This window comes from Gordonia alkaliphila (assembly GCF_023017165.1).
GTDB lineage: Bacteria > Actinomycetota > Actinomycetes > Mycobacteriales > Mycobacteriaceae > Gordonia > Gordonia alkaliphila.
Map to the genome: position 1 here is coordinate 257,618 of NZ_JALKBW010000001.1, position 23,721 is coordinate 281,338.

23 protein-coding genes are annotated in these 23,721 nt (G+C 70.3%); 12 read left to right on the forward strand and 11 right to left on the reverse strand.

The features are described from left to right. Window positions 1–11: 11 nt before the first annotated feature. Window positions 12–1,919, reverse strand: a complete 1,908-nt coding sequence (typA, locus tag MUG78_RS01230) for a translational GTPase TypA (protein ID WP_246991433.1) — start codon at window positions 1,917–1,919, stop codon at window positions 12–14. A gap of 155 nt (window positions 1,920–2,074) precedes the next feature. On the opposite strand from typA, the gene MUG78_RS01235 reads away from it, so the two are divergent. Next, the gene (locus MUG78_RS01235) at window positions 2,075–2,269 is read left to right on the forward strand and encodes a hypothetical protein (protein WP_246991435.1); all 195 of its coding nucleotides are present in this window, start codon (window positions 2,075–2,077) and stop codon (window positions 2,267–2,269) included. Here MUG78_RS01235 and MUG78_RS01240 read toward each other — a convergent pair. Genes MUG78_RS01240 through MUG78_RS01255 form a run of 4 tightly spaced genes read right to left on the reverse strand, consistent with a single transcriptional unit; the run spans window position 2,229 to window position 6,368 of the window. Continuing rightward, the gene (locus tag MUG78_RS01240; protein WP_246991437.1) at window positions 2,229–2,654 is read right to left on the reverse strand and encodes a (deoxy)nucleoside triphosphate pyrophosphohydrolase; all 426 of its coding nucleotides are present in this window, start codon (window positions 2,652–2,654) and stop codon (window positions 2,229–2,231) included. The genes MUG78_RS01235 and MUG78_RS01240 overlap by 41 nt on opposite strands. Then, the gene (locus MUG78_RS01245) at window positions 2,651–3,706 is read right to left on the reverse strand and encodes an ABC transporter ATP-binding protein (RefSeq protein WP_246991439.1); all 1,056 of its coding nucleotides are present in this window, start codon (window positions 3,704–3,706) and stop codon (window positions 2,651–2,653) included. The genes MUG78_RS01240 and MUG78_RS01245 overlap by 4 nt, the downstream gene beginning before the upstream one ends. Next, window positions 3,703–5,346 (reverse strand): ABC transporter permease, encoded by a 1,644-nt coding sequence (locus MUG78_RS01250; protein WP_246991441.1) that lies wholly within the window; start codon window positions 5,344–5,346, stop codon window positions 3,703–3,705. The genes MUG78_RS01245 and MUG78_RS01250 overlap by 4 nt, the downstream gene beginning before the upstream one ends. After that, window positions 5,346–6,368 carry a thiamine ABC transporter substrate-binding protein gene (locus MUG78_RS01255; RefSeq protein ID WP_246991443.1) on the reverse strand — a complete coding sequence of 341 codons (1,023 nt, stop codon included), beginning with the start codon at window positions 6,366–6,368 and terminating at the stop codon, window positions 5,346–5,348. Before MUG78_RS01255 ends, MUG78_RS01250 begins: the two co-directional genes overlap by 1 nt. Window positions 6,369–6,641: 273 nt before the next feature. On the opposite strand from MUG78_RS01255, the gene MUG78_RS01260 reads away from it, so the two are divergent. The 4 genes from MUG78_RS01260 to MUG78_RS01275 all read left to right on the forward strand — a co-directional run bounded on the left by MUG78_RS01260 (window position 6,642) and on the right by MUG78_RS01275 (window position 10,114). After that, a complete protein-coding gene (locus MUG78_RS01260; RefSeq protein ID WP_246991445.1) occupies window positions 6,642–7,529 on the forward strand; it encodes an Rv1157c family protein in 888 nt (295 codons plus the stop codon). Window positions 7,530–7,756: 227 nt separating this feature from the next. Then, window positions 7,757–8,263, forward strand: coding sequence for a hypothetical protein (locus tag MUG78_RS01265; RefSeq protein WP_246991447.1), 507 nt, complete (start codon window positions 7,757–7,759; stop codon window positions 8,261–8,263). Then, window positions 8,227–8,796, forward strand: coding sequence for a hypothetical protein (locus MUG78_RS01270; RefSeq protein WP_246991449.1), 570 nt, complete (start codon window positions 8,227–8,229; stop codon window positions 8,794–8,796). Before MUG78_RS01265 ends, MUG78_RS01270 begins: the two co-directional genes overlap by 37 nt. 130 nt (window positions 8,797–8,926) lie before the next feature. After that, window positions 8,927–10,114 carry an alpha/beta hydrolase gene (locus tag MUG78_RS01275; protein ID WP_246991458.1) on the forward strand — a complete coding sequence of 396 codons (1,188 nt, stop codon included), beginning with the start codon at window positions 8,927–8,929 and terminating at the stop codon, window positions 10,112–10,114. A gap of 37 nt (window positions 10,115–10,151) precedes the next feature. Here MUG78_RS01275 and MUG78_RS01280 read toward each other — a convergent pair whose 3' ends face one another. After that, window positions 10,152–10,658 (reverse strand): hypothetical protein, encoded by a 507-nt coding sequence (locus tag MUG78_RS01280; RefSeq protein ID WP_246991459.1) that lies wholly within the window; start codon window positions 10,656–10,658, stop codon window positions 10,152–10,154. A gap of 134 nt (window positions 10,659–10,792) precedes the next feature. On the opposite strand from MUG78_RS01280, the gene MUG78_RS01285 reads away from it, so the two are divergent. Continuing rightward, a complete protein-coding gene (locus MUG78_RS01285) occupies window positions 10,793–11,365 on the forward strand; it encodes an HhH-GPD-type base excision DNA repair protein (RefSeq protein WP_246991461.1) in 573 nt (190 codons plus the stop codon). Window positions 11,366–11,449: 84 nt separating this feature from the next. Beyond that, window positions 11,450–12,478 (forward strand): hypothetical protein, encoded by a 1,029-nt coding sequence (locus MUG78_RS01290; RefSeq protein ID WP_246991463.1) that lies wholly within the window; start codon window positions 11,450–11,452, stop codon window positions 12,476–12,478. Between the two features lie 45 nt (window positions 12,479–12,523). Here MUG78_RS01290 and MUG78_RS01295 read toward each other — a convergent pair whose 3' ends face one another. Further along, the gene (locus MUG78_RS01295) at window positions 12,524–13,897 is read right to left on the reverse strand and encodes an NAD-dependent succinate-semialdehyde dehydrogenase (RefSeq protein ID WP_246991465.1); all 1,374 of its coding nucleotides are present in this window, start codon (window positions 13,895–13,897) and stop codon (window positions 12,524–12,526) included. A 9-nt stretch (window positions 13,898–13,906) separates the two neighbouring features. Further along, window positions 13,907–15,214: a wax ester/triacylglycerol synthase domain-containing protein gene (locus tag MUG78_RS01300; protein WP_246991466.1), complete on the reverse strand. Its 1,308-nt coding sequence runs from the start codon at window positions 15,212–15,214 to the stop codon at window positions 13,907–13,909. 70 nt (window positions 15,215–15,284) lie between these two features. On the opposite strand from MUG78_RS01300, the gene MUG78_RS01305 reads away from it, so the two are divergent. Next, complete coding sequence (locus MUG78_RS01305; RefSeq protein WP_246991468.1) at window positions 15,285–17,669, forward strand: acetyl-CoA acetyltransferase; 2,385 nt, start codon at window positions 15,285–15,287, stop codon at window positions 17,667–17,669. 56 nt (window positions 17,670–17,725) lie between these two features. After that, complete coding sequence (locus tag MUG78_RS01310) at window positions 17,726–18,115, forward strand: Rv0313 family protein (RefSeq protein WP_246991470.1); 390 nt, start codon at window positions 17,726–17,728, stop codon at window positions 18,113–18,115. Window positions 18,116–18,125: 10 nt separating this feature from the next. Here MUG78_RS01310 and MUG78_RS01315 read toward each other — a convergent pair whose 3' ends face one another. Beyond that, window positions 18,126–18,584 carry a peroxiredoxin gene (locus MUG78_RS01315; RefSeq protein ID WP_246991472.1) on the reverse strand — a complete coding sequence of 153 codons (459 nt, stop codon included), beginning with the start codon at window positions 18,582–18,584 and terminating at the stop codon, window positions 18,126–18,128. A 40-nt stretch (window positions 18,585–18,624) separates the two neighbouring features. Then, window positions 18,625–19,407, reverse strand: coding sequence for an enoyl-CoA hydratase (locus MUG78_RS01320; RefSeq protein ID WP_246991474.1), 783 nt, complete (start codon window positions 19,405–19,407; stop codon window positions 18,625–18,627). Between the two features lie 101 nt (window positions 19,408–19,508). Between MUG78_RS01320 and MUG78_RS01325 the strand changes: the two genes are divergently transcribed. After that, window positions 19,509–19,925, forward strand: a complete 417-nt coding sequence (locus MUG78_RS01325) for a YbaN family protein (RefSeq protein ID WP_246991476.1) — start codon at window positions 19,509–19,511, stop codon at window positions 19,923–19,925. A gap of 69 nt (window positions 19,926–19,994) precedes the next feature. On the opposite strand, the gene MUG78_RS01330 is transcribed toward MUG78_RS01325, so the two are convergent. Then, window positions 19,995–22,229, reverse strand: coding sequence for an NADP-dependent isocitrate dehydrogenase (locus MUG78_RS01330; RefSeq protein WP_246991478.1), 2,235 nt, complete (start codon window positions 22,227–22,229; stop codon window positions 19,995–19,997). A 220-nt stretch (window positions 22,230–22,449) separates the two neighbouring features. Between MUG78_RS01330 and MUG78_RS01335 the strand changes: the two genes are divergently transcribed. After that, window positions 22,450–22,794, forward strand: coding sequence for an HNH endonuclease (locus MUG78_RS01335; protein ID WP_246991480.1), 345 nt, complete (start codon window positions 22,450–22,452; stop codon window positions 22,792–22,794). A gap of 31 nt (window positions 22,795–22,825) precedes the next feature. Continuing rightward, entirely contained in the window at window positions 22,826–23,680 is an 855-nt protein-coding gene (locus MUG78_RS01340; RefSeq protein WP_246991482.1) for a patatin-like phospholipase family protein, read from the forward strand. The last annotated feature ends 41 nt before the right edge of the window (window positions 23,681–23,721 follow it).

The window sequence follows — 23,721 nt, forward strand, 5'->3', positions numbered from 1 at the left end:
CTCCTCGCTCGTCAGGCGTTCGCGTCGCGCGCCTTCGCCCGCGAACGCTCACGGGCACGGGTCGTGCTGTCCAGGTTGACCTTACGCACGCGCACCACCTCGGGCGTCACCTCGACACACTCATCGGCGGCGCAGAACTCCATCGCGGCCTCGAGATCGAGCTCCATCGGCTTGGCGAGGGTCTCCATCACGTCCGCGGACGACTGCCGCATGTTGGTGAGCTTCTTCTCACGCGTGGCGTTGATGTCGAGGTCCTCCAGTCGCGGATTGATCCCGACCACGTGGCCCTCGTAGGTGTCGTCGCCGGGATGCACGAAGAAGGTGCCGCGGTCGGCGAGCTGGATCATGGCGAACGGGGTCACCGAACCGGCGCGGTCGGACACCAGCGAACCGGTGTGCCGGGCGCGGATCTCGCCGGCCCACGGCGCGTACTCGGCGAAGACCGCGTTGGCGATGCCGGTGCCGCGGGTCTCGGTCATGAAGTCGGTGCGGAAGCCGATCAGACCGCGCGAGGGCACCGTGAACTCCATGCGCACCCAGCCGGATCCGTGGTTGTTCATCTGGTCCATACGACCCTTGCGGGCGGCCAGCAGCTGCGTGACCGAGCCCAGGTATTCCTCGGGCACGTCGATGGTGAGGTGCTCGAACGGCTCGTGCACCTTGCCGTCGACCTTGCGGGTGACCACCTGCGGCTTGCCGACGGTCAGCTCGAAGCCTTCGCGACGCATCTGCTCGACGAGGATGGCCAACGCCAGCTCACCGCGGCCCTGCACCTCCCACGCGTCGGGGCGGCCGATGTCTTCCACACGGAGCGAGACGTTGCCGATGAGCTCGCTATCCAGACGGTCCTTGACCATGCGGGCGGTGAGCTTGTGGCCCTTCACCCGACCGGCCAGCGGCGAGGTGTTGGTGCCGACGATCGCCGAGATGGCGGGCTCGTCGACGGTGATGCGCGGCAGCGGCACCGGGTTGTCGGCATCGGCGAGGGTGTCGCCGATCATGATCTCCGGCATACCGGCGACGGCGACGATGTCGCCGGCCACGGCCTCCTCGGCGGGCGCACGGTCGACGCCGACGGTCTGCAGCAGCTCGGTGATCTTGGCCTTCTCGATCACGGGCCGGCCGTCCACCTCGCGGCACCACGCGACGGTCTGCCCCTTGCGCAGCATGCCGTTGTGGATGCGGACCAGGGCCAGTCGACCGAGGAACGGGGAGGCGTCGAGGTTGGTGACGTGCGCCTGCAGCGGAGCCTCCGGGTCGCCCTTGGGCGCGGGGATCTTGTCGATCAGGACGTCGAAGAGCGGGTCGAGGTTGTCGCCCTCGGGAACCGAGCCGTTGGCGGGTTCGACGGTGCTGGCGATGCCTGCGCGGCCGGAGGCGTACAGCACCGGCAGCTCCAGGGCCAGCTCGGCGGCTTCGGCGGCCTCATCGTCGAGGTCCGACGCCAGGTCCAGAAGCAGATCCTGCGCCTCGGTGACGATCTGGCTGATGCGCGCATCGGGACGGTCGGTCTTGTTGACCACCACGATCACCGGCAGCGACGCGGCCAGCGCCTTGCGCAGCACGAAGCGGGTCTGCGGCAGCGGGCCCTCGGACGAGTCGACCAGCAGCACCACGCCGTCGACCATCGACAGTGCGCGCTCCACCTCGCCGCCGAAGTCGGCGTGGCCCGGGGTGTCGATCACGTTGATGACGTACTCGGTGCCGTCGGGCTGGCGGCGGTGAACGGCGGTGTTCTTCGCGAGAATGGTGATGCCCTTCTCGCGCTCGAGGTCTCCGGAGTCCATCACGCGGTCGACGAGTTCGGCGCGCTCGCCGAAGACGCCTGACTGGCGCAGCATCGCGTCGACCATGGTGGTCTTACCGTGGTCGACGTGCGCCACGATCGCGACGTTGCGGAAGTTGGTGACAGGGCTCACTGAAGGTCTCTCTCGCTCTCTTTGGTTCCACCCGGCCTCAGCACGACGGCATCGCTCGCGGTGAAAATTAACCTCATCAGAGTACCCGTACCGCACCCCGGTGCGCGATCCGCACCCGGCCCTCGCGGCGCGCCGGTGGGCGTACCGTGAGAGGTATGGGCAAACCGGATCCGGCGAAGGTCGCGCACCTGACCCCGAAGAAAAAGTGCTGCAAGAAGAGCACTCGGTGCCTGCGCTGCCCGGTGGTGATCCACCGGATGCAGAAGCTGGACCTGGACAGCATGTCCAAGAAGGAAGCGCGCAAGGCGCTCAAGAAGGCCCGGCTGAATCCCGCCCGCGAAGGTAAGTGAGCAGCTCCGGCACCCACGCGGTATCGGCGGGCACCAGCTCTCCACCGGCGGCCATCGACGCCAATCCGTCGGCATCCACCCAGGTCAGACCTTGATGCTCGACGGCCCGCGGCACGCCGTCGACGAGCGTGGCCCAGTGCGCGATGAGGGTCAGGTCGGGCTGGAGCAGCACCTGTTGGGTCAGCGCCGCCCCTGGACGGACGGTGACCGTGAGCTCCTCGGTCAGTTCGCGCACGAGCGCCGCTGGGGCGGTCTCCCCCGGCGCGAGCTTGCCGCCGGGCAGTTCCCACAGCCCCGCGACGTCGGCCGGATAGGACCGCTGCGCCAGCAGCAGTTCGCGCTCGACGCGCTCCCGGACCACGGCCCCGGCTACGACGAATCTCACAGTCCGATCACCCCCACGTGAGCCGGATCGAGGGTCAGAGCCACCGCATCGCCGATCCGCACCGGCCGCTCGGCGAGCGCATCGATCTCGCCGAGCACGTCGGTCCGCACACGCAGACGCAGTCCGGACGGCAGCGCCGCGACGTGCGTCACCACGCCCACGGCCGCCGGGGCGTCCGGGGCGTCCGGTTCCGCGGAGACCGGCGCCGCGAGTACCGACTCCGGTCGCAGCGCGAGTCGGCACCGTCCGTCCGGCAGCGCCCCGAAGGCGGTCGCATCGAGTTCTCCGAACACGGTCACCAGGCGGCCGTCGGTCGCCCGGGCATCGAGCTGCGACGTCGCGCCGAGGAAGTCGGCGACCCAGTCGTCGGCCGGTCGGCGCCACAGGTGCGCGGGCGCTCCGGTCTGCACGATGACCCCCGCGCGCATCACCGACACCTCGTCGGCCAGGAGCGCGGCTTCGGCGCGGTCGTGGGTCACCACCACCGTCGGGGTGGCCGCCGCGCGGACGATGTCGCCGATCGCGAAGGCCAGGTCCTCCCGCAGCCGCGCATCGAGGGCGGCCAGCGGCTCGTCGAGCAGCAGCAGACGCGGCCGCGGGGCCAGCGCGCGGGCGAGCGCGACGCGCTGCGCCTGCCCGCCGGACAGTTCGGTGACGCGGCGGGCCGCGATACCGGGCAGCTGCACCAGCTCCAGCATCTCCTCGATGCGCGCCGCGATCTGCGGACGCGTCCAGCGGCGTCGCCGCAGACCGTAGGCGACGTTCGCGCCCACGGTGCGACCGGAGAAGAGTTGTCCGTCCTGGAACACCACGCCGAAGTCGCGCCGGTGCACCGGCACGGCCGCCAAGTCCTGACCGTCCCAGGTCACCGCGCCGCGTGCGAGCGGCTCCAGGCCGGCGATGGCGCGCAGCAGCGTCGACTTCCCGCACCCGGACGGCCCGAGCAGCGCAGTGACCGGACTGTCCTGGGCACCCACCGCCCAGTCCAGGCCGTCGAGCACCGTGGTGGCGCCGTAACGGACGGTCACGTCGCGCAGTTGCAGAACACTCATCGTCGCCCTCCCACCGCGGCCTGCGCGCCGCGCGGCGCGGCGAGCTCGACGAAGAAGACCACCGCTGCACTCACAGCGACCAACAGTACGGAGGCCGCCATCGCGGCGGCCAGGTTGTCCGCGCCCGGCCGGCCCATCAGCGAACCGATGAGGACCGGCAGCGTGGTGGTGTGGGCCTGGGCCAGGAAGGTGGTGGCGCCGAACTCCCCCATCGCCATCACGAACGCGAAACCCGCTGCGGCGCCCAAGGATCGACCGATCATCGGCAGGTCGACGGTCCAGAACACGCGCGCCGGACCGGCGCCGAGCACGGCGGCGGCATCGCGGCGCCGCTGCGGCACCTCGGCCAGCGCCGGCACCACCATGCCGATCACCACCGGGATGGCGATGAGCGCCTGCACCGCGGGGATCAGCAGCGACGACGTCCCCACCTCCCGCGGGAGGTAGGTGGTGAGCACCACGTATCCGAAACCGAGGGTCACCGCGCTCACCCCCAGCGGCAGAATCGCCAGGGCCGCACCGACTTTGGCCACCGCATCGCGGCGCCGGGTCATGACGGTCGCGGCGATCAGGCCCACCGCCACCGCGATGACCATCGCCGCGAAGGCGCTGCTGACCGAGTAGCGGAGCGAGTCCGCGATGCTGACCGACGAGGCGTCGTCGAACAGCACCCGGTAGCCCGCGGTGGACCACTGGCCGCCCGGCCGCAGCGAGCGCACCACCAGCGAACCGATGGGCACCACGAGCCACAGCACCGTCCACGCCGAGACCGCGAAGACCGCGAACCAGACCCACCCGCGCGGGCGCTGTCGACGGCCGCCGCGGTCGCTGGTGGCCGGGGCCGACCGCCCCAGCAGCCGCGCCAACAGCAGGGCGCACACCACCAGCAGGATCTGCAGGAACGAGAGCGAGACCGCCTCCGGGATCCGGAAGTACCCCACCCCCTGCTGATAGATCTCCGTCTCCAGGGTGCGCACCCGACCGTCGCCGAGAATCACGATCACGCCGAAACTGGTGGAGCAGAACAGAAAGACCAGCGCCGCGGCCGCCGCGACGGCGGGCACCAGGCGGGGCGCCACCACGTCGAGGAAGGCCCGCCACGGCGAAGCCCCCAGGGTGCGGGCGGCGACGACGGCCTGCGGATCGACCTGCTGCCAGACGGCCGAGACCACGCGCACCACCACGGCCACGTTCAGGAAGACGTGCGCCAGCAGGATCGCGCCCAGCCCGGAGTCGAGGCCGAAGCCGTCGAGCAGCCCGGTGCCCAACGCGCGGAAGGCGACGCCGACCACCACGGTCGGCAGCACGAACGGCAGGGTGACCAGCACGCGCACCGCCAGCATGCCGGGCAGATCGACGGTGGAGACGAGCCACACGATCGGTGCCGCGACCAGCACCGCCAGCACCGCCGACGCCGCCGCCATGCCCACCGTCACGCCCAGTAGGTCCAGCGCCTCGGTGCGCCGCCATGCTTCGGCCAGGGACACCGCGTCGGCGTCGTCGAACGCCCGCTTCGCCAAGGCGGCCAGCGGCGCGAGGAACAGCGCCCCGACGAACAGCAGCGGGACGAGGGCCGGCAGCGCGCCCGCGGCCCGTCGGCCGAACCGACGGGTCGAGGGAGCGGGCGGCGGAACCGTCATCAGCGGACGGTGGCTCGCCAATCCTTCAACCAGGCTTCCCGATTGGCGTTGATGTACTGCGGCGACATCGTCACCGTGTACTGCGGCGCCGGCGCGCGCAGACGCCAGTTCTGCGGCAGCGGCGTGCCCTCACGGACCGGGTAGACGTACATCGACGTCGGGAGCGCGGCCTGCACCTGCGGGCTGAGCATCCAGTCGATCACCTTACGCGCGCCGTCGACGTTCGCCGCACCGCGCAGCACCCCGATGTACTCGATCTGGGCGAAGCAGCCCGACAGCAGGGCGCGAGTACCCGGCGTCGCCGCGGGCGAACTCGCATAGGAGACCACGATGGGCTTGGTGCCGTGTCCTTCACCGGCACTGAAGAGCTGGTTGTAGGCGATCTCCCATCCGGAGACCACCTGCGCGCCGTTGTCCATCAGTGCACGCCAGTAGTCGGGCGCCTTGTCCTTGTACGTGCCGATGGTCGCCAGGAGGAAGCTCATGCCCGGGGACGACGTCGCCGGATCGAGCAGCACCGCCTGGTTCGCGTACTGCGGGTCCTTCAGGTCGTCCAAACCGGTCGGCGCGGGGATGCCCTCGCGGTCGTACCACTGTTCGTCGATGTTGATGCAGACGTCGCCGTGGTCGATCGCGGTCAGTTCGTTCTCCGAGTCCGGCACCGCATAGCGATCGGCGCCCTCCCCGGCCAGCGGCGAGGTGTACGGATCGAGCGCACCGGCCTCGATCGGTCGCGCGGCGAACGTGTTGTCGATGCCGAAGACCGCGTCCCCCTTGGGCTTTCCAGCGCTCAGCGAGACCACCGAGGACAACTGGCCCGCGCCGCCGGACGCGACGAAGTCGACCTTCAAACCGGTCTCGGCGGTGAACTCCTCGATGAGCGAGCTCGGCAGCTCGAAGGAGTTGTGCGTGAGGACGGTGACCGTCGTGTCCGACGAGTCACTGGTGCACGCGGTGAGCGTCGCCACGAGGGCGCCGACGGCGAGCAGCGCCACCGGTGTGCGACGGGACAGCTTCTTCACAGCGGGTCTCCTGACAGATGCGATGCGGTAGAGATCTAGGCGAACATAGATCTGCCGCGGAACATATCTGGGGCAGAACAGATCTGGGTCGGCTCCGGGGTGTCCGGCGACCGTTCAGGAATCTACCGAGTCCGCGCCGTCGACGACACCCCTACCGCTCGACACTGCCGTCACACATCACTTTGGTAACACTGGCAACAATTGCCACAGTAGTTTCAGGCAAGTGTGGTTACACTCGCCCGCAGACTGTTTTCGAACGTTAGGAACTCCGCTGTGCGTACCGTTCGCACCCGCACCCGAGTAGCCCCGGCCTCGCTCGCCGCGCTGTCGCTGGCCGCCGCACTGGCCTTCACCGCTCCGGCCGCCTACGCCGAGCCCGGCGCGCCCGCCCCCCAATCGGATCAGGCACAAGAGCTCCCCATCCCGGACGCCGCCGACGCGCCCGAGGTGGATCAGCAGGTTCTCGACGCACTCGGGGCGATCGCCCCGGCCCTGATCGGCTCCGTGGCCACCCGCGACTCGGACGGCCAGGTGAACACCAAGCTGCTCGCGGACGTGCGCTCGATGGCGGACAACCCCCTGCTCCCCGCCGAGGCCGCCGACACCTTCCGTCAGCTCATCGACTTCCTCGGCGAGCCCGGCGCGACCGAGGCCGCCGCCGTCCACGCCCGCGAGGATGCCGCGCTGCGCACCCCGGCCGCCAAGGACGACGACTCGCCGCAGCTGCCGAGCGGACCGAACAAGCCGCGCATCCAGCAGTTCCTCTACCCGACCATCGGCCTGGGCTGCATGCCCGGCAACGGCAACTCGGTCGGCATGGCCCTGGTGACCGCGGGACCGCAGAAGGCCCCGGCCCCCGGCCCCAAGCGCGGCCAGGCGGGCTACGTCTACACGAGCCTCGGCACCGGCGTCGCCCAGAAGAACACCGCCCGCTCACTGTGGGTCTCCTGGCTGAACATCGATAACGGCCGGACCGGCCAGCAGCGCCTGCTGCCGAACGCGAAGATCAACGCCGAGAAGGGCCCGGGCACCTTCACCGCGATCGCCAATACCGGCCGCGGCCGGATCGTCTCGACGATCCACGGCAACGTGACCACCAAGATCAAGGGGAAGCGGATCACCTGCGGCATCGCGCCCACGATCGGTACCGCGATCATCTGACCACACCGGTCGCCCAGCTCAGCGGGCCCCGACGCCGATTCGGCGTCGGGGCCCGTCCGCATCGACGGACCGTCCGCCGGCCACCCCCTGCATGCGGGAATCTCCTGCGGGTCGCGATCAGGTCACGGTAAGAACTCGGCGACTTGCAAAGAAGTCACAAGACTGTTGTTCTTTAACATAAGCAACATTAGTCCCATCTGTTTCACGTACTCGTGAGGAGTTTCGCCGTGGCCGCACGCCTTCGCCCCGCCGCTCGTACCGGCGCCATCGCCGTGGCCGCCGCACTCGCCGCCGCCCTCATCGGCACCGGACCCACCCAGGCCGAACCGGTATCGCAGGCCCCGGCGCTGCTCGCCGGCGGACTGCAAGCCCTGTCGCTCGGCCAGATTCCGTTCGACGCCGAGTTGGCCGCCGCGCTACGCGCGCTGAAGGCCGCGGGCGGCGATCAGATGACGACCGAAGCGCTGCAGGCGATCCTGGAGGCCGGCGGCCAGCTCGATCCGAGTTCGCTGCTGCCGGGCACGGACGGCGATCCCGCGGCGCCCGCGAGCCCGACCGCACCGGCACCGGCACCGGCCGACCCGAACCCCGCTGCACCGGCACCTGCGGACCCGGCGGCCCCGGCACCGGCTCCCGCGGACCCGGCACTGCCCGCACCCGCCCCGCGGCGGCCAATGACGTCGACAGCCCGCTGGGTGTGGCGGGCAGCGGGCTGGAGGCCCTGGAGCGACTGACCGGAGCCAAGGCGCTGACCCCGGCCTTCGCCCCGTTCTGCGGAACCCCCACCGACGACAATCCGCTCGGCCTGGTCACCGCGCCCGCCGTCGGCTTCCCCGGACCGTTCCCCAAGGTCGGCGACAAGACCGCAGGCGAGGCCCTGGGCGACCTGCTCGACGGCCTCGGCATCGGCGCACTCGGCGATCTGCTCGACCAGAATCAGGATCTCACCGAGATCACGTCGGCACTGAGCGCCGACCAGACCGCCTACGCCCTGCTCCCGCCGGCCGGCCACACCCGCGACAACTTCCAGGTGGCGTGGTTCAACACCGCGTCGATGAAGGGCGGCCTGGCCGATCTGAAGCCCGTCTCGGAGATCACTGATTCGGCGGCCCTGAAGGCGCTGACCCGGTCGGCACCGATCCGCATGGCCCGGGTCGACACCGGCCAGGGGTCGATCCTGACCGCGGTGTTCGGCACCACCACCAACGCGGGCCGCACCTGCTTCTTCCTGCCCGCGGTCGGCATCGTCGACACCCCCGCCTCCTGAGTCGGCACCGCCCGACCGGCGTGCCGCGGCCGACCGGTCCGGCGCGTCGGCGGCTTCCGCTCTGCTGATCCCCCCCGATCCCTTGATGGAACCCCGATCCCTGGATCCTTGAATTGAACAGAGAACGCTCATGAATCCCCGCCGCTCCCGCCTTCAGTCCCCCCGTCTCCGCAAGACACTGGCCGCGACCACCGCCGTGGCCGCGCTGGCCGCGGGCGGCGTGGTGACAGCGACGCAGGCGTTCGCCGAGCCGGATACGGCTCAGCCCAGCCAGCCGAGCCGATCGGCGCCCGGCCAGACCGCGGGCGCGGTCTACGCCAACCAGCAGCTGCTCCAGGATTCGCTGCCGACCGCTGCGGCGGCGGGACAGCGGTACAGCTACTGGACCACCGGCGTCGACGACAGCCTGCACTTGGCGATCGCCACCATCCTCGAACCCAAGGGCAAGGCACCCGCGGGGGGATGGCCGGTGGTGGTCAACGCTCCCGCCGGCTACGGCATCGCGGAGACCTGCAACGCCTCCAGCGGCCCGGTCGCCGGCAATCGCGACACCGTCGCCGCCTTGCTGCGCAACGGTTTCGCCGTCATCACCCCGGACTACGGGATGGTCGGCGCCGGCACCTCGCCCCAGTACATCGATCATGCGGTGACCGCTCGCAACCTGCTCGACGCCGTCCTCGCCGGCGTCGTGGTCGACGGCTCGGTGGCCCCGCAGTGGGCGGTGCTCGGCGAAGCGCAGGGTGCTGCCGCCGCAATCGAGTTGGCGCGCAAGGGCACCCAGTGGCAGGGACGCGACAGCGACTTCCAGGGCGCCGTCGCCACCAGCATCCCGGCCGGCATCGACGTGCTGATCAGCGGCCTCAAGCCCTCCTCGCCCGCGGTCTCCGAGACGATCACCGCCGACGTGGTCTACGCGCTGGCCTCCCTGGAGGCCGACGACGTGGCCTCGGTGCTGTCGAAGACCGGCCAGCAGCTGGTCACCAAGGCGCAGACGATGTGCGCGCCCGACCTGCGCGACGCCGTGAAGGGTGTGGCCCTCGGCGATCTCGTCAGCAAGTCGGTGGCGTCGAGCCCGAAGCTGGCGGCGTCGCTGCGACGTTCACTCGCGTTGCCGCGCAACGGTTTCAGCCGTCCGCTGATGATGAGCCAGACGCTGCGCAACGACGCCAACCAGGTCCACGAGGCGCTGCGGTACCTGGCCGACGCACAGCTCGCCAGCAATAAGGTGACCGCGAAGACGTACTTCACGCCCGACGCCGCCGACGGTGATCGTCAGGAGAAGGCCGCCGTCCTCACCTACCTCGAGGGCCTGTTCTAGGTCGCGGTCCGTCCGCGCGGGTCGGCGTCGACAGGCGTCAGGCCCGTGCGGAACCCCGGCAGGTGGACACTTGCGGGTTCACCATGGGCACGAAGACCAACGCGCCGATGCGTTGCGTGATGCGGAAGTTCACCTGGCCCGCACCGGGGTGCAGGACGGCCTGCCACGTGATGCGGTTCGCGCGGGTAGGCACGCGCACCACGCCGCGCTTGCCGGTGGTCACGTTGTGCCAGTTCACCGTGGTCGACATGGTGTAGATCCCGGTGTTGGGCAGCAGCCCCTGCGGGCGCGGGCTGCTGGCAATCAGTTCGATCGCGGGCCCGGGCAGACCGTCGGACGGGAAGCGCACCTGATTCCACACGTCCACCGTGATCGGTACGCGGGGCGCCGGGAACGGGTTGGCACTGTCGCACCGGATGGTCTTGACGTAGTTGCGCAGTTCCGGCGCGGCCTGCGCCTCCCCCACCGCGACGCCTCCGGCGACGGTGGCGGCCGCGAGGGCCAGCGAGGCGAAGGGACGGACGAGGCGCGAGCGGCGGGACATGTCAGCAGAGTCTGCCAGCCCACCGACGTCGCCGCGGCTGATTAGCCCCGAGCCCGATTAGCCCCGAGCCCGATTAGCCCCGAGCCCGATTAGCCCCGAGCCCGATTAGCCCCGAGCCCGATTAGCATGGCCTCATGGCCGACCTACACCTGACGATGGATCCCGTCGCCGACGAGCTCATCTCCCGCGACCCGTTCGCCCTGCTCATCGGCGGGCTCTTGGATCAGCAGTTCCCGATGGAGCGCGCCTTCGCCGGACCGGTGAAGATCCTCGAGCGCTTCGGCACCCTCGACCCGGTCACGATCGCCGACGCTGACCCCGAGGAGTTCGCGGAGCTCTGCGCCACTCCCCCGGCGGTCCATCGTTACGGCCGATCCATGGCCGCGCGTATCCAGCAGTTGGCCCGGGTCGTCGTCGACGAGTACGACGGCCACGCCGCGCGTGTCTGGACGGAGGCGACGACCGGCCGCGATCTGGCACGTCGCCTCGAGGGCCTGCCCGGCTACGGCAAGGCCAAGGTGAAGATGTTCGTCGCCCTCCTGGGCAAACAACTCGACGTGCGCCCGGACGGCTGGGAGAAGATCGCCGGGGATTTCAGTGAGGACGGCTACCGGTCGATCGCCGACGTGGTGGATCCGGAGTCGTTGCTGAAGGTCCGCGAATACAAGAAGGCCGCGAAGAAGCGGGCCGCCGCGGAAAAGGGCTGATGCGAAATAGGGGGTCGACGCCGACACGGTCCCCGTCGGCCGAGGGGGTTGTTGTGACCATCGGTAACGGTAGAGTTCTGGCCTATGAGTAAGCTGCCCGACCCCCGTGGCCTGGTGACCACGCCGATCCGGCTCGGTTTCGCGGCCACCGGCGTGGTGCTGAGCACCATCGAGTCGACGATCAACGTGGCCCGAGTGGCTGCCAACAGCATCGAGTCCGAGGTCAACAGCGCGCTCGGTCTCCAGGGCGAGGGCGAGGTCGCGACGGTCCGCGCGCCGCTGGTGATTCTGGCGCAGGTCGCCGACCTGATGAGCCCCGATCGTCCCTTCGGCCGACTCCTGGCCACCGGGGGGCCGCTGGATCGGCTGATCAAGCCGGGCGGTGTAATCGACCGGTTGACGGCGCCGGACGGACTTCTCGAGAAGCTCACCGAGCGCGGCGGCCTGCTCGATCAGATGACCGACGAGAAGGGCGCGCTGATGCGCATCGCCGCCAAGGACGGCCCGATCGACCGGCTCACCCGGGCCGGCGGCGTCGTCGACCAGTTCACCGAGAACGACGGCATCCTCGATCGCCTCACGCAGCCGGGCGGCGCCATCGACCTGCTGACCGACGAGAACGGCGCCCTGATGCGCATCGCCGCCAAGGACGGTCCGCTGGACCGTCTGACGCGGGCGGGCGGGGTGATCGATCAGATCACCGAGAACGAGGGCATCCTGGAACGACTGACCAGCCAGGGCGGCGTCATCGACAAGCTGACCGCGCCCGACGGCGTGTTGACCAAGCTCGCCCAGCCGGGCGGCGTGCTCGATCGCGCGGCCAGCGACGAGGGCCTGCTCGACCAGCTCGTCGGCGAGGGCGGCGCGCTGGAGCAGATCATCGCCCCGGACGGTCCGCTAGACAAGTTCGCCGAGCTGTCCGACACGCTGGCCGCTCTGCCGTCGAACCTGTCCGCGATGCAGGAGACCGTCGACCATCTCAACGAGGTGGTCGAGCTACTGAATCGATCGGTGGCGCCGATCGGCGGGCTCGCCGACCGTCTGCCCAAGCGGTTGACTCGCGGCACTCCGCGCGGCATCAGCGCGGCGACCGTCGACGACTACATCGAGTAGCCGCGACGGTCGCGCGCTCAGGTCACGTCAGGACTTGGTGAAACGTCAGGACTTGGCGATACGACGCAGACGCAGGTTGGCGAACTCGCCCAGTCCCCACGGACCGAGTTCCCGGCCGTAACCGGACGCCTTGACGCCGCCGAAGGGCAGGCCGGGCAGCGACGTGCCGTGCTCGTTGACCATGGCCATGCCGACGTCGAGCCGGTCGGCGATGGCGCTGGCGCGCTCGACGTCCGAGCTCCAGACCGAGCCGGACAGTCCGTAGTCGACGTCGTTGGCCAAGGCGACGGCCTCCTCGTCGCTGCTCACCGAATAGACCATCGCCACCGGGCCGAAGACCTCTTCGGAGTACACGTCCATGTCCGGGGTCACGCCGGTGAGCACGGCCGGGGCCATGAAGGCGCCGGGGCCCTCGAGCGCTGCCCCGCCGGTGTGCAGGGTCGCGCCCTGCGCGACGGCACGCTGGACCTGGCCGACCACCTGGTCGCGCGCCGCCACCGACGACAGCGGACCGATGGCGGTACCGGGATCGGTCGGGTCGCCGACCGCCATGGCCTCCACCGCGGCCGTCAGGTTGGCCACGAAGCCGTCGTAGAGGTCCTCGTGCACGATGAACCGCTTGGGCGAGTTGCAGGCCTGGCCGCAGTTCATCATCCGGCGCGCGGCGGCGCCCGCGGCGGTGGCCGCCACATCCGGGGTGTCCAGGAGGATGAAGGCGTCCGAACCGCCGAGTTCGAGCACCGACTTCTTCAAGTGCGCGGCCGCGGTCTGCGCGACCGCCGCGCCGGCCCGGCCGCTGCCGGTCAGCGAGACGCCCTGGATCCGCTTGTCGGCGATCATCGTCGCGGCCTGCTCGTTGCTCGCGTACACGTTGATGTACGCATCGCGCGGCACCCCCGCGGCGTGCGCGATCTCTTCCATCACCTGCGACGACGCGGCGCAGATCGGGGCGTGCTTGAGGACGATGGTGTTGCCCAGCAACAGGTTCGGGGCCGCGAAGCGCGCCACCTGGTAGTACGGGAAGTTCCACGGCATGATGCCCAGCAGCGGTCCGACCGACTCGCGGGTGACGGTGGAGCTCGCGGCGCCCTGCGGGGCGAGTTCCTCGGTCTCCAGCAGCGCCGGACCGTGTTCGGCGTACCAGTCGTAGATCATGGCGGTCAGGGCGAGTTCGCCCTGGGCCTGGTTGAGCGGCTTGCCCATCTCGCGCGCGATGATGGCGGCCAGTTCGTCGGCCCGATCGCGGTAGGCCTGCGCGGTGTCGCGGAGCATGCGCACCCGCTCGTCGATCGGCGACAGCCGCCATTGCGCGTACGCGGCGGCCGAGCGTGCGAGGACGTCTTGGACGTCCGCGTCGCTCATGGTGTCGAAGGTGCGTTCCACGGTTCCGGTGGCCGGATTCTCAGTGACGTAGCTCATGCCTGGACCCTAACCGTCCAGAGCAGCCGCCAACAGGGGGACCAGGCAATCGGCATCGACGGCATCCGGGTCTGTGGTGATCGACACCGCGACGACCCCGCCGATGGCGTGCACCCCAATGGTCATCGCGTGCGCTGCCGACAGCGCCGGGAAACCCGCGGTGAACAGGACGGCCCCGCCCGCGAGGGTCAGATCGGCCGGTCCACGGTGCACCGAGGAGACCACCGTGGCCCCGACCACGGCGGCGGGGGCGACGTCGGTGGGCGTCAGCCGCACCGCCAACGCCCGCAGCACCGCCGGGGTGGCCGCTGCGGCGCGCCGTTCGAGCCGCCGCCCCGCCGTCTGGTCCCGCTCCCGCGCGGCGCGGATCTGGGCGTCGATGGCCCGCACCCGTTGGGCCCGTGCGAGTTCCGGGTGCAGCCGGATGCCGGCGTTGTGGAAGTTGTTGCGGCCCTGCCGCTGTCGGTCCGAACTTGGTTCGCGGCCGACGGTGAGTTCGACGGCCGACGTGGTGTCGTCGATGCCGAGGTTCCTGCCGAGGACCTCCGCGAGCCGCGCGAGCACCGAGACGGTGACCGTGGCGCCGTCTATGCGCAGTGCGGACGCATCGGCCACGACCACGTCGATCCGACGTCGATCACCGGCGACCCGATTGAGCACGGTGGCCGCGGTGGCCGGCGAGCCCGGTTCGGCGGCGTCGGAGGCAGCGGAATCGACGGCGGACCGGCGCCAGGCCCCGATCCCGAGCGCCATCCCGGCGGCCACGCGCGCCGGCGCGGCGACGGCGCCGCCGACCACCGCGAGCAGGCCCGGCGGCGGTCCCGCCGGCGACGGGGGTTCGTCGACCGGCTCGGGACCCAGCAGCGCTCGGGCGAGATCGGCCACACCCCGTCCGTCGGCGAGGGCGTGCGAGACCTGCAGCACCACCACCCACGCGAGACCCGCCGCGCGGGGCACCCCCTCGACCGGCCCGACGAGGTGGAGCCGCCAGGTGTGTGCGGTGGCGTCGAGGCGGTCGGTGAGCAGCCCGGCCACCGCCGCCCGGCAGTCGTCCCACGACCGGGGGCCGGGGTGATGTCGGAACTGGGCGTCCACGACGGGTGCGGCGCACCACCGCGGGAACGCGAGATCGTGGCGGGCCGGCGCCACCCGCAGGTGCAGCCGCGGAAGTCGGTCAGCCCGCGCCCGCAGTGCGGAGAGGATCTCGGCGGCTGCGCAATCGCGTTCCGCGGCAAAGCAATACAGCGCGAACTGGTCGGTCGCGCTGTATTGCGCACGCCAGAACATGTCGGCGTCCTGCGGGGCCAACTCGGTCAACGCACCTCCTCTCTCGCTCGGGCGACGTCGCCCGTAGGGTCCGAGTACTACCGTACGAGGGAGCACGCACATGCCTGATGAGAGCACGTTGATCCACGGAGTCGATCCGTCCACCCCGGTGATCGTCGGGGTGGGGCAGGCCGCCGAGCGGCCCGACGACGCCGACTATGCGGCGCTGAGCGAGGCCGACCTGGCCGCGCGGGCCGTGCGCGCAGCGCTGGCCGATGCGGGCGCCGCGACAGATCTGGCGGCCGCCGTGGACGTGGTGGCGGCGACGCGCTCCTTCGAGATCTCCAGTCCCGCAGCGCAATCGCCGTTCGGTCGGCCGGACAACCTGCCGCGGGCCGTGTCGGCGCGCACCGGCATGAACCCGCGCCGAGCCGTCGCCGAGATCACCGGCGGCCAGAGCCCGCAGCACCTGGTCAACGAGTTCGGCGCCGAGATCGCCGCCGGCCGGTGCGGTCCGACTCTGCTCTTCGGCGCCGAGGTGATGTCGACGGTGCGGCAGGCGCTGGCCGGCCGCATCGATCCGGCGCCCGACTACACCGAGGAGGTCGGCGGGCAGCTCGAGGACCGCGGCTTCGGCATCGCCGGGCTCACCTCGGTGGAATCGGTCAAGCACGGGGTGATGCTGCCGATCCACCAGTACGCCCTGCTCGAGAACGCCCGCCGGCACCGCCTGGGTCTGTCCGCGGCGGAGTACGCGCAGCAGATGGGCGAGCTGTTCGCCCCGATGACCGCGGTGGCCGCCCGCAATCCGTACGCGGCGGCGCCCCGCGAGCACACCGCCGCCGAACTGGCGACGCCCGGGGAGAACAACCGCGTCGTCGCGACCCCGTACACGCGGCGCCTGATCGCGCGCGACCACGTGAACCAGGCGGCCGCGGTGCTGATGATGTCCGTCGGCGAGGCGGCGGCCGCCGGGATCGATCCGACCCGCTGGGTGTTCCTGCACGGCCACGCCGACGCCGCCGAGGCCCCCGTGTTGGAGCGCCCGGAGCTATCGGCGACCCCAGCCTCCGATGCCGCGCTGGCGCAGGCCCTGGACATGGCCGGCGTCGGCCCCGACGACATCGCCGCCTTCGACCTCTACAGTTGCTTCCCCATCGTCGTATCGACGGTGGCCGACGCGCTGGGATTGCGCGCCGATGACCCGCGCGGGTTGACCGCGACCGGCGGGCTGCCGTACTTCGGCGGCCCCGGCAACAACTATTCGATGCACGGTATCGCCGAGATCGTCGACCGGGTGCGCAGCGCCCCGGGCACCCGCGGTCTGGTGACCGCCAACGGCGGCCTGCTGAGCAAGATGTCGGTGGGCGTGTACTCCACCGCGCCCGCACCGTGGCGTCCGTCCCGCTCGGCGGCGCTGCAGGAATGCCTGGACCGCGGTCCGCGGATCCCACTGTCCCGCTTCCCCGACGGGCCCGCGACGGTGGAGTCGTTCACCGTCCTCGACCCCGATCGCGACGCGCCCGTCGGCGTGGTGGTCGGCCGGTTGGAGGACGGCTCCCGGTTCATCGGCCTGGCCGACCCTAACGACGCTGTACTGGCCGAGCGTCTCCTGGGCGATCCGATCGGCACGCCGATCTGGGTGCGCTCGTCGCCGACGCGCAACACCGTGACCGTCGACGAGAACACCATGGAGCGGCTGCACCCGCGGCGTGCGGTGGGCTTCCGCGACGACTACTCGGACGTGATCGTGCGGCGCGACGGCCACCTGCTGGAGATCGTCATCAACCGGCCGCAGGCGCGGAACGCGCTGACCGCGCACACGAATCAAGAGCTGGACGAGATCTTCGACGCCTACTTCGCCGACCCGGACCTGTGGGTGGCGATCCTGACCGGCGCGGGCGAGAAGGCGTTCTCGTCGGGCAACGACCTCGCGGCCAGCGCCGGCGGCGGCGGACTCGCGACCCCGGCCAACGGTTTCGGCGGCCTCACGTCGCGGCGGCACAAGCCGAAGCCGATCATCGCCGCGGTCAACGGTTTCGCTCTCGGCGGCGGCCTGGAGGTGGCCCTGGCCTGCCACCTGATCGTCGCCGACGAGCACGCCACGTTCGGGTTGCCCGAGGTGAAGGTCGGGCTGGTCGCCGCCGCGGGCGGTCTGGTCCGGCTGCCGCGGGTGCTCCCGCCCGCGCTGGCCCGCGACCTGATCCTCACCGGCCGCCGTCTGACGGCCGCCGAAGCCCTCACCCACGGGTTGGTCTCCCGCGTGGCCGCACCGGGCGGAGTGCTCGACCTGGCCCGCGAGGTGGCCGCCGAGGTGCTGGCGGCCTCCCCCACGGCGGTGCGCGCCTCGTTGTCGACGATGGCCGACGCCGAAACGCAGCCCGACACCGTGCAGGCGGTGCAGGACAGCCTGGCGGTGCTGGACGAGATCCTGGTCAGCACGGACACTCGCGAGGGCATCCTGGCATTCGTGCAGAAGCGGGAGCCTCGCTGGACCGGCCGCTGATCGCGAAACTGCGTACCGTGGACGTCGAATACGTTCGCGATCGGCGAGGAGCGCCCATGTCCCCCAGCAATTCCGCCTCGGGCGGCTCGTTCGGCCCCGGCGACGACGACTTCGACCGCTTCACGCGGGAGGTCGGCGACGGCCTCAAGGACATGATCGGCAAGTTTCTGGCCGGGCAGGGCGGCCAACTCGCCTGGTCCACCCTCTCCGATGCCGCCGCGCGTCCCCGCCGGGAGGCGCCGCGCCCGGAAGCGCCGGTGGTCAGCGCCGACTCCGACAGCGGCGTCTGGGCCATCGTGGCGAGCGACGAGGGCGGTGCGCGGGTGGAGCAGGTGTTCCCCACCGAACTCGACGCCCTGCGCGCGCATCAGCACAACACTGATCCGGGCCGTCGCGTGCGCTTCCTGCCCTACGGGATCCCGGTCACCGCGCTCGACGCCGACTGAACCGCCGTTCTCAACTCCGCAGCGCGGTGAGCGCCCGGTCGGCGTGCACGGTCATGTTGACCTCCGAGGCGATGACGTCGGCGATCGTGCCGTCGGTCCGAATGGCGAAGGTGGTGCGCTTGGTCGGCATGCCGATCGTGCGCAGCAGCGAACCCCGTTGCACGCCATAGGCCTTCGCGACCTCCCCGGACACGTCCGCGAGCAGTGGGAAGTCCAGGCCGTGCTCGACGGTCCACCGGTCGAGCTTCTCCACCGCGTCGGCGCTGATACCGATCCGCTGCACACCGGCCGCGGCGAACTCGGCGGCCAGGTCGCGGAAGTGACAGGCCTCCTTGGTGCAGCCCGGGGTGAACGCCGCCGGGTAGAAGAACAGCGCCACCGGACCGGCGGCCAGCAGTTCGTCGAGCCGCCGCACCGTGCCGGTCTGGTCGGGCAATGCGAATGCGGGGGCCTGCTCACCGGGTCTCATGCACTCCAGTGTGCCGGACGCCCCGCTGCCGATGACCCGCCTACCGGTCGGACCAGACCGGCGGGCGCTTCTCCAGGAACGCGGAGATCCCTTCCTTAGCGTCGGGAATCACGGCGTTGACGGCCATGGTCTCCGACATCAGTTCGTAGGCCGCGGGCTCGGACACGTCGATCTGGTCGTAGAAGGCCCGCTTGCCGATGGCCAGGGTGGCGCTGCTGGAGGCGGCGATCGAGGCGGCGAGCTGCGCCACGGCCCGGTCGAGCTCGTCGGCAGGCACCGCCTGGTTGATCAGGCCCCAGTCGGCGGCCGTCGCCGCGTCGATCATCTCCCCGGTGAGGAGCATGTGCATGGCGCGCTTGCGTCCGACGGCCCGGGTGAGCGGCACCATCGGGGTGGAGCAGAACAGTCCGATCTTGACGCCCGGGGTGCTGAAGCGGGCGGTGTCGGCGGCGATCGCGAGATCGCACGTGGCCACCAGCTGGCAGCCGGCGGCCAGTGCCATCCCAGCGACCTTCGCGATCACCGGCTGGCGCACCTCGTGGAGGGTGAGCATCAGATCCGAGCAGGCGCCGAAGATCTCGCGCTGATCGTCGAGCTCGGCGCCGGCCACTTCGGCGAGGTCGTGCCCGGCGGAGAACGCCGGGCCTTCGGCGGCGATCACGATGACCCGCACCTGCGGATCAGCGTCGAGCTCGCGCAGCAGGCGCGTGGCCGTGCGCATGGTGTCCTTGGACAACGGGTTGCGGCGTTGCGGCGCGCGGAGGGTGAGGGTGGCGATCGGGTCGACCACCTCGACGGTCACGGCGGTGCTGTTCTCGGTCATGGCTGCCATTGTGTCGTCGACGGCCCGGATTATCTCGGCAACCGCGAGCGTGGGATCTGCGCCACTGACCTCAGTCCGCGTGCGCCCATAGAATTCTCGGTATGGCCCCCACGACGCGCTTTCGCTGGTTCTGGTGGCTCGTCGCTTACCTGGCGCTCGCGCTCGGGGTGATCGGCATCGTGCTTCCGGTGGTGCCGACGGTGCCGTTCATTCTGCTGGCCGCGTTCGCCGCGGCCCGCGGTTCGCAACGCCTGCACCACCGTCTGCTCAGCCATCCCCGCCTGGGCCCGATGATCACCGACTGGCAGGCGCACGGCGCGCTGCGTCGTCGGGCCAAATGGCTGGCCACCGTGATGATGCTGCTCGCGGCGGCACTGCTGTTGTGGCTGACCCCGCACCTGTGGATCCCGCTGGTGGCGTCGTCGATCATGACCGTGGTCTGCATCTGGCTCTGGCTCCGCCCCGAGCCGCCCACGGACCCGGAACCCACGGCGGCGACAGCACCTCCTCCGGACTGACTCGGCGCGGATGCGAACCGGCCGCCGAGTGAGCTCGGCGGCCGGTCGCGATGCGGTGCGCGGAAGGCGTCAGGCCTGAGCGCTCGCCAGTGCGGCGTTCAGCGTGGCGCTCGGGCACATCGCCGCGTGCAGCTTCTCGGTGTCCGGCTCGTAGTAGCCGCCGAGGTCCACCGCACGACCCTGGACGTCGGAAAGCTCCGCCAGGATGGTGTCGGTGTCGGCCGCCAGCTTCTCCGCCAGCGGTGCGAAGGCGGCGGCCAGCTCGGCGTCCTCGGTCTGGGCGGCCAGTTCCTGCGCCCAGTACAGCGCCAGCCAGAACTGGCTGCCGCGGTTGTCGAGCTCACCGGTCTTGCGCGACGGCGACTTCCGGTTCTCCAGCAGCTTGCCGGTCGCGGCGTCGAGCGCCTCGGCCAGGATCGTCGCCTTCGGGTTGTCGTTCTTGCGACCAAGGTCGTCGAGGCTGGCGGCCAGCGCCAGGAACTCGCCGAGCGAATCCCAGCGGAGGTGGTTCTCCTCCACCAGCTGCTTGACGTGCTTGGGCGCCGAACCGCCGGCACCGGTCTCGTACAGGCCGCCGCCGGCCATCAGTGGCACGATCGACAGCATCTTGGCGCTGGTGCCCAGCTCCAAGATCGGGAACAGGTCGGTGAGGTAGTCGCGCAGGATGTTGCCGGTCACCGAGATGGTGTCCAGGCCGCGCATGGCGCGCTCGAGCGTGTAGCGCATCGCGCGCACCTGGGACATGATCTGGATGTCCAGGCCCTCGGTGTCGTGGTCCGCGAGGTACTTGTTCACCAGGGTGATGAGGTTGTTCTCGTGCGGGCGGTACGGGTCGAGCCAGAACACAGCCGGCATGCCCGAGGCGCGCGCACGGGTCACCGCGAGCTTCACCCAGTCCTGGATCGGCGCGTCCTTGACGATGCACATGCGCCAGATGTCTCCGGCCTCGACGTCCTGCGACAGCAGGACCTCACCGGTGGAGACGTCCACGATGTTGGCGACGCCGCCCTCGGGGATCTCGAAGGTCTTGTCGTGCGAGCCGTACTCCTCAGCCTTCTGCGCCATCAGACCGACGTTCGGCACGGTGCCCATGGTGGTCGGGTCGAAGGCGCCGTTGGTCTTGCAGAAGTTGATGATCTCCTGGTAGATCCGCGCGAAGGTGGACTCCGGCATCACGGCCTTGGTGTCCTTCTTGCGGCCGTCGGCGCCGTACATCTTGCCGCCGATGCGGATCATGGCCGGCATGGAGGCGTCGACGATCACGTCGCTGGGCGAGTGGAAGTTCGAGATGCCGCGAGCCGAGTCGACCATGGCGAGCTCCGGGCGGCCCTCGTGGCAGCGGTGCAGATCTTCGACGATCTCCTCGCGCTTGGAGGCCGGGAGGGTGTCGATCTTCTCGTAGAGGTCGACCATGCCGTTGTTGACGTTCACGCCCAGCTCGTCGAACAGTTCCTGGTGCTTGGCGAAGGCGTCCTTGTAGAAGACCTTGACCGCGTGACCGAAGACGATCGGGTGGCTCACCTTCATCATGGTGGCCTTCACGTGCAGCGAGAACATGACGCCGGTCTCCTTGGCGTCGTTGAGCTGCTCTTCGTAGAACTCCAGCAGCGCCTTCTTGCTCATGAACATGGAGTCGATGACGTCGCCGTCGTCGAGCGGCACGGTCTTCATCACGTGGGTCTTGCCGTCGGGCGTGACCACCTCCATGCGCGCATCGCAGGCGTGGTCGAGGATCATCGACTTCTCACCGGCGTAGAAGTCGCCGTGCGTCATGTGCGCGACGTGCGACTGCGAGGCCATGGACCACTTGCCCATGCTGTGCGGGTTGGCCCGCGCGTACTCCTTGACCGCCTTCGGCGCCCGACGATCCGAGTTGCCTTCGCGCAGCACGGGATTCACGGCGCTGCCCAGGCATGCCGAGTAGCGGTCGCGGATCTCCTCTTCCTCGGGGGTCTTCGGATCCTGCGGGAAGTCGGGGATGTCGTAGCCCTTGTCCTGCAGCTCGGCGATGGCGGCGTTGAGCTGCGGGACCGAGGCGCTGATGTTGGGCAGCTTGATGATGTTGGTGTCCGGCGACTGCGTGAGGCGCCCGAGTTCGGCGAGGTTGTCCGGGACGCGCTGCTCGTCGGTCAATCGCTCGGGGAAGGCGGCCAGGATGCGCGCGGCGACGGAGATATCGCTCGTGGTCACATCGATGCCGGCGGCTTCGGCGAACGTGCGGACCACCGGCAGGAAGGCTTCGGTGGCCAGGCGCGGGGCCTCATCGGTGAGCGTGTAGATGATCTTCTGGTTGTCGGAGGTCATTAGGGTATCGACTCTTTTCAGCTCGGTCGGATCGCAAGTTCTTGTGGAACATCCGTGTCTAACTCGTCGCAGACATTCTCCACCTGTTTGTGATTTTCCGCGAACGTAGTTCGAGAATGCGAGAGGGCCCACACCCCCGTCACGCCCCTGCCTGCGGTGCTAGCTGGAGGTAGCAGCCCGTCGGCGTGTTGCCCGACGACCTCACCTAGGATCTGCACCCATGGCAGGTCGCAGCCGTTCCGCGGTGTACGCACGTCGTCGACGCCGGCGGATGTCGGCCGCCGACCACGATCTCACCGACGCACAGTGGACGGCGCTGGTCGCCGAATGGGGCGGCTGCGCCTACTGCGAGGAGCCCGATGAGGCGCCGCAGCGGGACTGCATCCTCCCGATCTCCCGGGGCGGCCGGTACACGCTCGGCAACGTGGTCCCGGCCTGCCGGTCGTGCAATGCCAGCAAGTGCAATGCCGAAGTGACCCAGTGGATGCGCCGCAAGAAGCTCGACGAGAAGCGGTTCCTGGTGCGCCAGTTTCAGATCTCCCGACTGCTGGAGGAGCGGGACTGACGCGGCCTACCCTGGTTCGCGGAGGTAGACGATGAGCACGGCGATCGTACTGTCCGGCGGCGCCAATCTGGGTGCGAGGCAGGTGGGCATGCTCCGCGCCCTCGCCGAACACGGGGTGACCCCGAACCTCATCGTGGGCACCTCGGCGGGCGCGCTCAACGCGGCGTTCATCGCCGAGCGGGGCCTCACCACCGCGGCCGTGGACGAGTTGGCGCAGATCTGGCGCTCGCTGCGCGCCCGAGACGTGTTTCCGCCCGACCCCAAGTACCTGTTCAGCGCCGTGCGGGGGCGCAGGCCGTCGCTGTTCAGCGATTTCGGTCTGCGCAAGCTGATCGACCGGCATGTGAATCTGACGGTGCTCGAGGATGCGCAGATCCCACTGATCGTGGTGGCGACCGACCTCCTGACCGGCGGCGAGGTGGATCTGGGCTGGGGCCCGGCCGCCGACGCCGTTCTCGCCAGCAGCGCGATCCCCGGACTGCTGCCGCCGGTGATCTGGCGCGGCCGCACCCTGGTCGACGGCGGGGTCGCCGACAACACCTCGCTTGCGCCCGCCATCATCGCCGGTGCAGAGACGGTGTACGTCCTGCCCACCGGGTACCGGTGCGCCCCGGCGGAGGTGCCCGACGACGCCGCCGACATCGTCTTGCACGCCACCACCCTGCTGGTGCAGAAGCGACTGATCCGCGACATCGAGCAGTACGCCGGTGCGGCCGACCTGATCGTGCTGCCGTCCCCGTGTCCCCTCGACATCAGTCCGCGCGACTTCAGCCGGGCCGACGAGTTGATCGAGCGGGCCTACCGGGAGGCCGTCAGCCAGTTGGCCGTTGACGGCGGCCTGCGCGCGCGCCCCGCAACACAACTCGCACTCCAACCGCGACGCTAGTCCGGTATCCGTCGGACCGGCGGATGCGAGGATGGTGGGGT